The sequence below is a fragment of the Intrasporangium sp. genome (genome assembly GCF_032907665.1).
Lineage (GTDB): Bacteria > Actinomycetota > Actinomycetes > Actinomycetales > Dermatophilaceae > Intrasporangium.
Map to the genome: position 1 here is coordinate 18,429 of NZ_JAJJPG010000028.1, position 12,524 is coordinate 30,952.

The following is a 12,524-nucleotide window of genomic DNA, read 5'->3' on the forward strand; positions in this document are numbered from 1 at the left end:
TGGGCGGCGCAGCTCCCTCTGGTCGGACCGGCGCCGACTGGGCCGGGAGCGGGTCAGGCGGTGGACCGCGCTCCACCCTGCGGCGGCCGCACCAGTGCCCGCGCCGCTCGGATTCGCGCCCCGATCAGGCCTGGCCTCGCCAGGTCCTCCCAGACCACCCGCTCGACGGGGTGACCCAGACGTCGGATCCCGTCCTCACGACGCTTCTCCAGCCACAGGGTCTCGCCTGCGTCCGTGGCCACGTCCTCCTGATCGCGGCTCCGGCCGTACTTCACCTTGCCGTCGAACTCGACGACCACTCCCTCGACGAGCAGGTCAACCCGGGCCACGAACCGGCCCGCGGCGTCCCGGAGGACGACCTGGCTCTCGTGCGCCAGCCCGAGGGCGTCCACGACGAGCCGAGTCCGCGACTCGCCCACCGACTCCGCCCGGCCGTCCATTCGCAGGACGGCGGCCAGCGCCCGCCCGCGACCTTGGTGCGGCGTCACCCGGGCCACCTCGGCACGCAGCTCCTCCGCCGTCACCAGCCCTCGGTGCAGCCCGGCGTCCCCTGCGACGACGGCACAGTCACGTCCCATGGTCAGCGCTGCTCGCACGATCGCCCGGGCAGGCGAGACCACTCGCAGACCGCCCACCTCGGCCGTCTCCACCCGCTCGCCCGGATGCAGCCAGATCCTCCCGCGCCGCACGCCCTGCCGCACCGACGCCGCGAAGTCGACCCGACCGGCGTCATACCCCCAGAGCGGCAGGCCGTGCACCGCGATCGCCGCATGGTGGCTCAGCGCGTCACCCGGCCGGGTCCGGGCGACGGCCAGGCAGGTGAGCCGGTATCGCTCGGCGTCGTCGGCGCCCTGCCAGACCTGGGCCGAGACGTAGGCTTGCCGCCGCACGCGGATGAGGTCCCCGGCACGGACGGCCCGATGCAGCTCCACCGCCGAGACCCCGGCGGCGAGCGCCTCGGTCGCGCAGAATGTCCCGTTCTGGCTGCCCGCCAGCGCCTGAAGTCGCGTGTCCATGGGAGCCAGCCCAGCGGCATACGGCCCGGTTCCGGTACCCCAGCCACGCGGGTGTGGACAGCCGCGAGCGGACCTCACCAGATGTGGACAAGGCGAACGCACCGGCTACCTTTCAACGCACCGGCGACGCAACCCGGTGTGTCGCAATATGGCCGGTGTGTTGCGGAGGAAGCGGGCTCAGGCGTCCGCGCCCGGAGTCGATCCCGGCCAGTTCTTGTCCGGCTGCGGCACGGGCCGTCCCGGCTGCTCACCGCCGCGCGCGTCGAGATAGCTCTCCTTGGGCACCATCACCTTGCGCCGGAAGATGCAGACGACCTTGCCGTCCTGGTTGTAGCCGACGGTCTCGACGTGGACGACGCCTCGGTCGTCCTTGCTCGTCGACTCCCACTTGTCGAGCACCGTCGTCTCGCCGTAGATCGTGTCGCCGTGGAAGGTGGGCGCCACGTGCCGCAGCGACTCGATCTCGAGGTTCGCGATGGCCTTGCCGGACACGTCGGGCACCGACATGCCGAGCAGGAGCGAGTAGACGTAGTTGCCGACGACGACGTTGCGCCCGAACTGCGTCGTCTCCTCGGCGTAGTTCGCGTCCAGGTGCAGCGGGTGGTGGTTCATCGTGAGCAGGCAGAAGAGGTGGTCGTCGTACTCGGTGACCGTCTTTCCGGGCCAGTGCTTGTAGACCGCACCGACCTCGAACTCCTCGTAGCTGCGACCGAACTGCATGACGTCCTCCTGGGACCCACCACGTGCTGAAGCGAACGCTCCCCAGCCTGCCGGACCCAGCGGCATACGGACATGGCCGTATGCCGTGTGCTTCCTCACGCTGCTGTGCGACTCACCGGGTGGGGCGCGGTCCCGGCTCGACCTTCGGCAGCTCTCCCGTGTCCGAGAGGATCGGCGCGTTGACCGCCGCCGACAGCGACGGGTCGGACGGCAGCCGGGAGCCGGCCGCCTGTGCCATCCGCAGCCCGAGCCGGCGTGCGACGACGAGCCCCGCGAAGTAGGTGCCGAGCGAGACGCCGGCCGCCAGGCCGAGCCCGAGCCCGAACGCCTCGGCCAGGATGGGCAGCCCCGAAGAGAACCCCAGCCCCTCGGGCTGGGTGACGATGAGCGAGATGCCCTCGTAGGCCCTGCGTCCGGGCAGCAGGGGCACGATGGCGGCCGTGGTCACGGCAAGGGCGGAGATCCGGGCGCGGCGCGCGAGGAGCCTGGCCGCGAAACCGATGACGAGGGCCGCCAGGGCCGAGGAGGTCACGGCGCCGAGATCCACCCGTTCGCCGATGGCGAGGATGATCCACCCGAGCGCGCCGGCCGCTCCGGCGACGGCCACGGCGCGGCCGGTTGCGTAGGACATGACGGCGAAGGCGACGGAGATGACGGTGGCGCACACGACCTGCACGAGGAGGTTGTCGTCGAGCAGGGTCCGCGAGCTGATGGCGATCGGGTAGCCGAGGCGTTGACCTGCCGCGAGAACGACCGAGATACCCACGGCGATACCGAGCGAGAGCACGATGACCTCGAAGGTCCGAGCTCCCGCGGTGACGTAGTACCCCTCGAGGGCGTCCTCGCCCGCCCCGACGATCGACAGCCCGGCGAGCAGCAGCACGATGCCCGAGGCGACGACGAGCGACGGCGAGACGTCACCGAGGAAGGTCAGCCCGGCCGACTGCGCGACGACGACGAGCGTCGCGACGAGCGTGGGGATCGCCGCTCCGAGGGACTGGGCGAAGAACGAGGCGACACCGATCTTGCCGAGCCACCCGTTGAGCCGTGTGACGAGCGCTGCGGTGAGGAAGCTGAGCAGGACGATGAGCCAGCCACCGCCCAGCAGGCCGGCGGCCCCGGCCGCGAGGGTCGCCCCGGCGATGGTGACGACCCAGCGCCGGTACGGGTGAGGAGCGGTGAGGACGGCATCGAAGCGCACCCGGGCGTCGTCGACGTGGATGGGGTTCTGGCTCAACGCGATGATGAGGCCGCGCAGCCGCTCGAGGCGGGTGTAGTCCTGGACCCGGAAGCGGACGACCCGCATCACGGTGATGGGGTCTGCCTCCGGACCGCGGTGGTAGGACACGGTGACCGAGGTGTACGTGACGTCGACGTGGACGCTCGTCAGGCCGTAGGCCCGCGTGAGCATGAGCACGGTCGCAGTGACGTCCGCCGCTGCGGCTCCGGTGGCGAGCATCGCGACGCCCGCACGCATCGCGAGGTCGACCACGGCCTGACCGGTGCCACGGTCGACCTCGTCGGGAGACCGCCACAACGGGATCTCGTCGGTCGGCGGGCCGGTGGGACGCATGGCCCGCCGGGTGCTCGCCCGCAGTGACGGGAGTGAGGGGAGGGAAGGGATCGGTTGGAGCGGCGGCCTGCCGGGGCGTCGCCGGGAGGGGTCACTGCGAGGCACAAGGAGACCGTATGCCACCGGCCGGGCCCGCGCCCGTCTCCCGGTGGTATGGGCGGTTCTCGGATCGGTCCGAGGTGCCCGGCCCAGCTATTGGGTTGGTTCCTTCGAGCCGGGTCGTGGAAGCATGGGCGGGTGATGAGCGAAGAGCAGAGGAAGAGCGAGAACCGCACGCGCCCCACGACCGACGAGTTCCGGGCCTTCGTGGCGTCCGGCTGGGCTCCCCGCCGCACCGACCACCCAGCGCGCGCAGCAGCAGCGCCGTATGCCGCCGAGCGCCGTGCCGCCGTCAGCGCGGCCTTCCCTGGTGAGCGCCTGGTCATCCCGGCCGGGGGTCTCAAGGTCCGGAGCAACGACACCGACTACGTGTTCCGGCCACACAGTGCCTTCGCCCATCTCACCGGCCTGGGGAGCGACCGCGAGCCCGACGCGGTCCTCGTGCTCGAGCCGACAGGTGATCCGCGCGGTGACGGCGACGCGCCGGGTCACGAGGCGATCCTCTACTTCCGACCGCTCGCCGGTCGCGACACCGACGAGTTCTTCGGCGACGCCCGCTACGGCGAGTTCTGGGTCGGGGCGCGACCGACCGTCGAGGACGTCGAGGCCGAGCTCGGCATCTCCGCGCGTCACATCGACGAGTTCGCCGACGCCGTGGCCAAGGACGCCGGTGAGGTGACGGTCCGCGTCGTGCGTGATGCCGACACCTCCGTCGCCGCAGTGGTCGACAGGGCGCGCGCCGCGGCGACGGAGGCCGGCAGCCAGGGCGAGGCCGAGCAGCGGGTCGAGACGGAGCACCAGTCCGACGACGAGCTCGCCGCCTTCCTGTCCCACCTGCGGATGGTCAAGGACGAGTGGGAGATCGAGCAGATGCGCTCGGCGGTGGAGGGGACGCACCGGGGCTTCGATGCCGTCATCGCCGACCTCCCCGAGGCCGTGCGCCGCGGACGGGGGGAGCGCTGGGTCGAGGGCGTCTTCGGCCTGCACGCGCGGCACCACGGCAACGGGGTCGGCTACGACTCGATCTGTGCGAGCGGAGACCACGCCAACACGCTGCACTGGATCAAGAACACCGGGGAGATCTCCGAGGGCGACCTCCTGCTGCTCGATGCCGGTGTCGAGGTCGACTCGCTCTACACCGCCGACATCACGCGGACCCTTCCGGTCAGCGGCACGTTCACCGAGGCGCAGCGTCGGATCTACGACGCCGTCTTCGCAGCGCAGGAGGCCGGCATCGCCGCCTGCAAGCCCGGCAACCGGTTCAGCGACGTCCACGCTGCCGCCATCCGCGTCATCGCCGAGCACCTCCACGAGTGGGGGCTGCTCCCCGAAGGGGTCGACGTCGAGGCGACGCTGGACAAGGAGCACGGCCAGTACCACCGGCGCTGGATGGTGCACGGCACCAGCCACCACCTCGGTATCGACGTGCACGACTGCGCGCTCGCCACGCGTGAGCAGTACACCGACGCCGAGCTTCGGCCCGGGATGATCCTCACCGTCGAGCCCGGCCTCTACTTCAAGGCTGACGACCTGCTCGCCCCGCCGGAGTTCCGCGGCAACGGCGTGCGCATCGAGGACGACATCCTCATCACCGAGGACGGCTGCGAGAACCTCTCCGCAGCCATGCCGCGCCGGGCCGAGGACGTCGAGGCGTGGATCGCGCGGATCTGGGCCGCCCGCCGCTGATCTGGGCCGCCCGCCGACTCCCGCCGACTCTCTCGCAGTCTGGCGGACTCGGTCAGGGCACTGTCGTGACCCTCGCGTCGGGCTCCGACTGGGGCTGGCTTCGCGGAGCCACCGGGTCCACGCTGCCCTCGGTGCCGGTGCCGGTGCCGGTGCCGGTCGGTGCGGCTGGCACTCCGGAGCCATCGGAGCCGGCCGAGCCCACGGTGCTTCCCGGTGAGCCGGAGCCGTCGGAGGAGACCGGAGCGTCGGGGTCGGGCGCGGGGATCGGCGGGCTCCACTGCTCGACGAGCTCGACGAGCTCACCCACCTCCGCCGACTCGACGCCGCCACCGAGCACCGGTGGCCGGCACGACGGGGTGACGCCGACGTGGACGGACGGCCCTCGGGGATAGCTGAGCACGAGCCGGAAGGCGTCATCGGCCCCCGGGTCGGCGCCCTCGCACATCCCCAGTGTCGGCCGGATCGGGAGCTGACGCAGCTCGGTGACGACCTGCGCGCTGCGATCCTCGTCCAGAGGGGTCTCCTGCCAGGACCCGCTCGCGGCCAGGCGGCAGACGGTCACGGTGGGGCTGCCCTCGGGGACGAGGGTCTGGTCGTCGCCGAGCCGGCCCGTCGACCAGCCGACACAGGTCGGCTGCTCGGCCGGGGGCGTCACCGGCCCGGGATCGTCGCCGTAGAGCCGCTCGAGGGTCCCGCCGACCGGCGCCCGGGACTCGAAGTCCCCGTTGGTGGCGCCAGAGCAGGAGTTGGCGTCCGCCTTCGCCGCCACCCAGACGATGGCGTCTCCATAGGTCGCCCCGACGAGGTGGACCGACTCGTTCCCCGCCATGGCAGTGCAGGCCCGCCCCTCGGTCGTCCCCCGCGGTGCCCAGGTGAGCAGGTCGACGACCGTCTGCCGCTGGTTCGCGGCGACGACGTTCCGGCTCTCGAGGGCGAACGGGGCCTTGAGGCTGCCGGTCATGACGTCGAGCACGGGATAGCGGCACACGACGAGCGTCTCGGGCTCGCGGTCCGGGAGCAGCCGGGCGTTTCCGTCGACTCCCTGCGGCTTCTCGGGCACGGTGGTCCCGCGCTCGTCGGCGAGGGTCGCGGGGCACTCCAGCGCGCCATCCTCGGCCACGGGCTGGCTGGTCACCGAACGCATCGGCCCGACGGTCGACTGCGACCTCGCGCCATCGGTTCCGGGAGCGGGCGTGCTGCCACAGGCGGCGAGCATGGTGGCGACGACGACAGCACCGCCCACGGCGGTGACGAGGCGGCGGGGTGGCGATGGCAAGAGAGACCTCCGGATTCGATCCACACCGAGAAGACCCGCGACGCGCCCGGACCGTTGCATTCCCCGGTCACCCTCACCGCAACACGCCCGGAACCTCGCAACGGACCAGTGGTATTTCCGTGGTCGGTTGTGACTTTCCGGGCGTGTTGCGGGGACCTGGCGCGAGACCGGGCAGTCCAGCGGCGTCGGCTCAGCCGTCCGTGCGGTCCTGTGTCGGGGCTTGGGGCACCTGAGGGGCCTGTGACGGGGCTTGGGGCACCTGAGGAGCCTGCGACGGCGCCGGGGGTGCCGGCGGCGTGGTGACCGGAGGACCGCCGAACGCGGCACTTCCACTCGGGTTGATCCCCGCCTTCGCGAGGATCTCGCGCGCCTGCTGGGCGAACTTGTGCTCGGTGAAGACCTCGTACTTCGTCGCCACGACCTGGCTCACGGACGAGAAGTCCCGAGTGCCGCGCGTGAACGCGTAGCCGACGAGCGACCAGATGAGCCCGAAGAGAACGCCCCAGAGCGCGGTTGCGAGGAGCAGCGCGAAGGCGCTCGTGGGTGGGTTGAACAGCGAGAAGATCAACCCGACGAACAGGCCCAGCCAGAGGCCGGACAGCGCCCCGCCCAGGGCGACCCGACCCCACGTCAGCCGGGCCGTGACGCGCTCGAGCTGCTTGAGCTCCGTGCCGACGATGAGGCAGTTCTCGACCGGGAAGCCGTTGTCGGACAACACGTCGACGGCCTTCTGCGCCTCTTCGTACTTCTCGAAGGTCCCGAGGGACAGCGGGTAGTCGAGGGACAGTGTCGCAAAGCCGGGGCGAGCCCCCGGACCCTTCGGTTGCAGGCTCATGGGCTCATCCTTGCACTTTCCCCGCCCGGACCGCGGGACGCCTCACGACTTGAGCTTGTAGTCCTCGACGAGCCGTCGCCCGATGATCATCCGCTGGATGTCCGCCGTCCCCTCGCCGATGAGCAGCATGGGGGCCTCGCGGTAGAGCCGCTCGATCTCGTACTCCTTCGAGTAGCCGTAGCCGCCGTGGATCCGGAAGCTGTCCTCGACGACCTGTGCGCAGTTCTCGGACGCGAGGTACTTGGCCATGCCGGCCTCGAGGTCGTTGCGCTCGCCGGAGTCCTTCTTGCGTGCCGCCTTGACCATCATCTCGTGGGCGGCCTCGACCTTGACCGCCATGTCGGCCAGCCGGAAGAGGACGGCCTGGTGGTCGACGATCTTCTTGCCGAAGGTCTCGCGCTGCTGCGCGTACGCGATGCCGAGCTCGAACGCCCGCCGCGCCACGCCACAGCCACGTGCCGCGACGTTGACCCGGCCGACCTCGACGCCGTCCATCATCTGGTAGAAGCCACGACCGGGCTCACCGCCCAGGATCTGCGCGTCCGTCGTGCGGTGGCCGTCGAGGACGAGCTCGGTCGTGTCGACGCCCTTGTAGCCCATCTTGTCGATCTTGCCCGGCACCGTGATGCCCTGGGCCGTCTCGCCGAAGCCGCTCTCCTTGTCGATGAGGAAGGTCGTCATGTTCTTGTACACCGAGTCGGCGCCCGTGTCCGTCTTCACGAGGACCGCGACGAGGTTGGCGGTGCCGCCGTTGGTCAGCCACATCTTCTGGCCGTTGATGGTCCAGTCGCCGTCCGCGCCCTGGACCGCCTTGGTCTTGATGGCCGACACGTCCGAGCCGCAGCCCGGCTCGGACATCGAGAAGGCGCCTCGGATCTCCCCGGTGGCCATCCTCGGCAGGTAGCGCTGCTTCTGCTCCTCGGTGCCGTGCTGGAGGATCATGTAGGCGACGATGAAGTGTGTGTTGACGATGCCGCTCACCGACATCCACCCGCGCGAGATCTCCTCGACGCACAGTGCGTAGGTGAGCAGGGACTCCCCCAGGCCGCCGTACTCCTCGGGGATCATCAGGCCGAAGATCCCCATCTCCTTCATCTGGTCGACGATGGCCTGCGGGTACTCGTCGCGGTGCTCGAGCTCCGTCGCGACGGGGATGATCTGCTCATCGACAAATTGCCGTACGAGCGACAGCAACTCGGTCTGCTCCTCGGTGAGGCCTTCGGTCTGCTGGAGTCGGGACACGCGTGATCGCCGCCTTGCTGGGTGTCGTGGTGGTGGCCGGTCAGAATCCCCTTGAGTATGCCGCTGAGCTCGCTCCCGAGGTCACCGATCCTCGTGTGTCGTCCCCCACCTGTAACCCTCGTCACGGGCGACGCAGGATCAGTGTGCCCGTGAGGTCTCCTCGCGGGTGGGCACCCCGAGCTCGTCGAGGAAGTCGTCGACGACGCGCTCCCAGTCGTCGGGCCGCTCGAGGTTGGGGAAGTGCCCGCAGTCCGGCAGGCGAACGACACCGCGCCCGTCCACCACCGAGGCCACGGCTCGCTCGCACATGTGGTGGTGGTCGGTGGAGTCGAGCTCGCCGACGATGCCGAGGACGGGAACGGTGATCTCTGCGAGGCGGTCCCACGAGCCGACGACGTGGGTGGGCGGCACGATCCCTGGTCGGACGTGGTCGCGGACGAAGGCCTCATGCATGTCCCGGATCCGCTCGACGACGTCGGGGTCGACGTCATTCAGCGAGCGGGAGGGCCCGGCGACGTACTCGAGAGTGGCCTCCAGCCACGACGCCGGGTCCTCGGCGACGATCGCCTGCTGCTGCCGTTGGACCAGGGCCAGCGCCCAAGGGTCCTCGAAGGTCGGCTCGTTGGTGCCCGCGCCGCTGATGACGAGGGCCCGCACGACGTCGGGGTGCTCGAGCGCGGTGTCGACCGCCGCCCCAGCGCCCATGCTGACGCCGACGAGGACTGCGGGGCCGGCTTCGAGGTGTCGGACGAGGGCGGCGACGTCGTCGCACTGGCGGAAGGCGCTGAGGGGTGTGGACGACTGACCATGAGCGCGGGCGTCGGGGGCGACGGCCCGAGTTCGGTGGGACAGGTGGGCCAGCTCCCGGTCCCACATCCGGTGGTCGACGTAACCCGCGTGGAGCAGGACGATCGGGGGCCGACCGCTGCCCGCCTCGGCGTAGGCGATGTGGCCGTCGGGCACGGAGAGACGCTTCATCGGACTTCCTCTCCCGGCCGGGGACCGGGCGTCTCCCAGCCGGCGTCGGGAGCTGCGGTGTCGAACCTCTCACGCAGCTCGTGGGTCAGGTGGGACAGGACGCGGATGCAGGCCTCGACATCCTCCTCGGAGACACCGGCTGCGATGCCGTCGAGGGTGACCAGCTCGGACTCGTGGAGAGCGGCATAGGCCGCCCGGCCACTCTCGGTCAGGACGACGAGGTGCGAGCGCCGGTGCTCCGGATTCGCCCGCGTCTCGACGTAGCCGAGCGCCTTGGCGTCGTCGACGATGCGCTGGACGCCCTGCCTGGTGATCCACAGCGAGCGCGCCACCTGAGGAACGGTCTGGGGTCCTGCTTCATCGAGTCGTTCGATGACGGCGCGCATCGGCATGGTGATGTCGTGCGCAGCCAGCGAGGTCGCGACGGCCCGGGCGGAGTACTGGTGGACCGGCCGGATGTGGCGGATCGCTTCGTAGAGGCGCTCGGCGCGTCGTGACATGACAACGAGGATGTCATCATGACAATGCCGATGTCAACTGAGGCCGGTCACCAGAGCTGACCGAAGCCGACCTTCTTCGCCTTGAGGGCACCTTCGAGGGTGGAGCGCTGCTCGAACCCCTCGGACTTCAGGCCCGCGTGAACCGCCTTGAGATGCTCGGCTCGCGTCGCGTCGGGGCGTTCCTGCAGGGACGTGAGGAACAGGTGGGTGAAGGCGCCGTTCGCGCGGCCGTCGAACGTCGCGTCGGACGCAGTCTGGTGCGGGCGGCAGGCAGCGAAGAGGACCGGCCTCGCTCCCTTCCCCCGCTTGGTCAGCTCGGCGAGCGCCTTGTGGTCGATGGTCCGCGCCGGCTGGTGGGCCCGGATGGAGCGGGCGCGGTCGAGTCCGCGCGGTGTGGGTGGAGGCAGGAAGCGAGGCTTCCGTCCGAGGGTCATGGCCAGCTGGAGCTCCTCGAGGTCCTTGAGGCCGGTCCCGCTGTGGCACGTGTCGAGGAGGACCTCGACGAGCGCTCCGGCCGGGACCCTTTGGAACAGCTCGCGCAGCTCGTCGTCGGCGATGACCGTGCCGCGATCCCACTGGTCGCCGTCCCGCTTGATGTCGTAGCACGCGAACACCTCGTCGAGACCGTCCGGCTCGTCCTTGTCGCCAGGCTGGTTGGGCACCTGGGTGCCGTGGCTGGAGAACGAGAAGAGAAGGTGGTCGCCGGGTCGAGCCCGGTCGACCATGTCGGTGAGGGCGGCCATCACCGCGTTCTTCGTGGCGTCCGAGTCCCGCAGCACGGTGGTCGTGCGGGAGGTGAAGCCACGCTTCCTGATCGCGGCCGAGATGTCCTCGGCGTCGTTGACACACCCCGCCAGCCAGCTGCTCATCGGAAGGTGCTCGAACTCGTTGATGCCGACACAGACGGCCCTTCGTGCCATGACCGGTTCCTTTCCTCGTGCGCGCTGTTGCGTGGTGGGTCGCTGCCTCATACCTGGGTGAGGACGGCGTCTGGACGGGCATAGACGACGAAGGCGAGCCACGTCGCGTCGCCCTGTTCCCGGGCGGCCTGGCGTGCCCGGGAGGTGGCCAGGGCCATCGGGGTGCCGTCCAACAGCTCGGCGTAGAGCTTCTCGACGAACGTCCGCGATGGCTGCTGGTGGACCGACCAGAGGCAGGAGACGAAGGCGGCCGCTCCTGCGTCGAGGAAGGCATCGGCGAACCCGCCGGCCGTGGTCAGCAGGATCCCTTCCCGGCCCGTCTGGCAGGCATTGAGCACGACGACCGGGCCCACCTGCCCTGTCGGCGTCCAGCGGGCGTTCTCGCTCACCTCGGTCGCGGTGAGGTACTGGGGCTCGACGGTCCGTCCCCGCTTGCGTCCCTGGAGCAGGATGCGGGCGCTGAGGATGTCCTCCGCGTCGGCGGCACCATGGCCCGAGAAGTGGAGCAGGTCGAAACGTCCGCTGCGCAGGAGCTGCCGCACGCCGGAGGGAGTGGCGCGCACCGGGCGCGCATCGAAACGCTCCTCGAGGAAGTGCTGTTCATGGACCGGCTCGGAAAGGACGAACTGGGGGTCGCGGTAGTCGGGGATGAGGGACCGCGCCCGCCCCTTGCGGACGCGGAGCTCGCGGGGCGGGAAGCTGCCGAGTCGCCACCGCACGAGACCTCCCTGCGCGAGGAATCGCGGCTTCTTCTGCCGCGGTCCGCGTGGCGGCTTGAGGTGTACGAGCTCCCATGGCACGTAGGGCTCGTCGGCGTAGACGATGAGGTCGCCGATCCTGTCGCGGTGCTTCCACAGGTAGGCCTGCATGTCCTCGGGAAGCAGGAGGTCGTAGAGCCGAGTGCCGAGGTCCTGGAGGCTGCGCTGCAGCTGCGCCTCGCTCAGCCCGGCGCCGACGAGCTCCTGGACCTCGTCGAGGAACGCCGCCATCGTCCGGGCCCGGTCGACGATGGGCAGGGACTGAAAGGCGACCGGGATCCCGTCCTGCTCGATCCGGACGGCGTACTTGTAGATGACCGAGCCGTCGGGCTGGGCGCTCTCGATGATGTCGAGGCAGGGCAGCCCGTCGAGCTCGGGTGCGTCGATGCCCGTGTGCACCAGGGCTCGAGCGAGCGGAGCCGGCGCCCCCAGCGCGGCTTCGGAAACCGCCTGCGCCTCCAGCTTGAGCGTGGCGAGCGGCACCCAGCCCTGGCGGACGATCGCGTTCACGACGACCCGCCCCGTGGCGAGGGCGCGCACGGTGAACCGCACCGACGACTCGCCGCCCCCCAGAGGTAGGCCGAGGATGTCGGAGTCCGTGCCGACCACCTCGGCGTTCGCCTTCCCGACGACCTGGACGGAGACCGGCCGATCCGCCTGCACGGCTACCGTGGCTGAGTCGTGGACCGTGCCCTCGCCCGCCTCGATCTCCTTGCGGGACAGCCGGACGCAGACCTCGACCGGGTCCTTGACCACGACCGTGGCGGGCATCTCCGCGGCGATGGTCGCCGTCGTCGGCGAGCCCACGGGTCCCGGGGCCTCGGGCCCGGATGTGGCCGGAGCAGGCACCGGTGGCGCAGACGAAGCCGGTGGCGCAGACGGCGGCGGCGCGGACGGTGCCGGCGCGGACGGTGCCGGCGC

11 protein-coding genes are annotated in these 12,524 nt (G+C 70.7%); 1 reads left to right on the forward strand and 10 read right to left on the reverse strand.

The annotated features are described in order from the left end of the window. Nucleotides 1–53 precede the first annotated feature (53 nt). From LOY02_RS06590 to LOY02_RS06600, 3 genes are all read right to left on the reverse strand, one after another. Nucleotides 54–1,016: a type IV toxin-antitoxin system AbiEi family antitoxin domain-containing protein gene (locus LOY02_RS06590; protein ID WP_317181541.1), complete on the reverse strand. Its 963-nt coding sequence runs from the start codon at nt 1,014–1,016 to the stop codon at nt 54–56. Between the two features lie 177 nt (nt 1,017–1,193). Then, on the reverse strand, nt 1,194–1,736 hold the full coding sequence (locus tag LOY02_RS06595; RefSeq protein WP_317181542.1) for a MaoC family dehydratase: 543 nt from the start codon (nt 1,734–1,736) through the stop codon (nt 1,194–1,196). Nucleotides 1,737–1,848: 112 nt separating this feature from the next. Then, a complete protein-coding gene (locus LOY02_RS06600) occupies nt 1,849–3,309 on the reverse strand; it encodes a threonine/serine exporter ThrE family protein (RefSeq protein WP_317181543.1) in 1,461 nt (486 codons plus the stop codon). Between the two features lie 240 nt (nt 3,310–3,549). Between LOY02_RS06600 and LOY02_RS06605 the strand changes: the two genes are divergently transcribed. Next, nucleotides 3,550–5,094, forward strand: coding sequence for an aminopeptidase P family protein (locus tag LOY02_RS06605; protein WP_317181544.1), 1,545 nt, complete (start codon nt 3,550–3,552; stop codon nt 5,092–5,094). 52 nt (nt 5,095–5,146) lie between these two features. On the opposite strand, the gene LOY02_RS06610 is transcribed toward LOY02_RS06605, so the two are convergent. From LOY02_RS06610 to LOY02_RS06640, 7 genes are all read right to left on the reverse strand, one after another. Next, nucleotides 5,147–6,238 (reverse strand): hypothetical protein, encoded by a 1,092-nt coding sequence (locus tag LOY02_RS06610; RefSeq protein ID WP_317181545.1) that lies wholly within the window; start codon nt 6,236–6,238, stop codon nt 5,147–5,149. A gap of 322 nt (nt 6,239–6,560) precedes the next feature. Continuing rightward, a complete protein-coding gene (locus LOY02_RS06615; protein WP_317181546.1) occupies nt 6,561–7,205 on the reverse strand; it encodes a general stress protein in 645 nt (214 codons plus the stop codon). Between the two features lie 42 nt (nt 7,206–7,247). Continuing rightward, complete coding sequence (locus LOY02_RS06620; RefSeq protein WP_317181547.1) at nt 7,248–8,447, reverse strand: acyl-CoA dehydrogenase family protein; 1,200 nt, start codon at nt 8,445–8,447, stop codon at nt 7,248–7,250. Between the two features lie 138 nt (nt 8,448–8,585). Further along, on the reverse strand, nt 8,586–9,425 hold the full coding sequence (locus LOY02_RS06625) for an alpha/beta hydrolase (protein WP_317181548.1): 840 nt from the start codon (nt 9,423–9,425) through the stop codon (nt 8,586–8,588). Continuing rightward, nucleotides 9,422–9,925: a MarR family winged helix-turn-helix transcriptional regulator gene (locus LOY02_RS06630; RefSeq protein ID WP_317181549.1), complete on the reverse strand. Its 504-nt coding sequence runs from the start codon at nt 9,923–9,925 to the stop codon at nt 9,422–9,424. The genes LOY02_RS06625 and LOY02_RS06630 overlap by 4 nt, the downstream gene beginning before the upstream one ends. 47 nt (nt 9,926–9,972) lie before the next feature. Beyond that, a complete protein-coding gene (locus LOY02_RS06635) occupies nt 9,973–10,845 on the reverse strand; it encodes a caspase family protein (protein ID WP_317181550.1) in 873 nt (290 codons plus the stop codon). 47 nt (nt 10,846–10,892) lie between these two features. Next, nucleotides 10,893–12,374, reverse strand: coding sequence for a CHAT domain-containing protein (locus tag LOY02_RS06640; protein ID WP_317181551.1), 1,482 nt, complete (start codon nt 12,372–12,374; stop codon nt 10,893–10,895). Nucleotides 12,375–12,524: the final 150 nt, after the last annotated feature.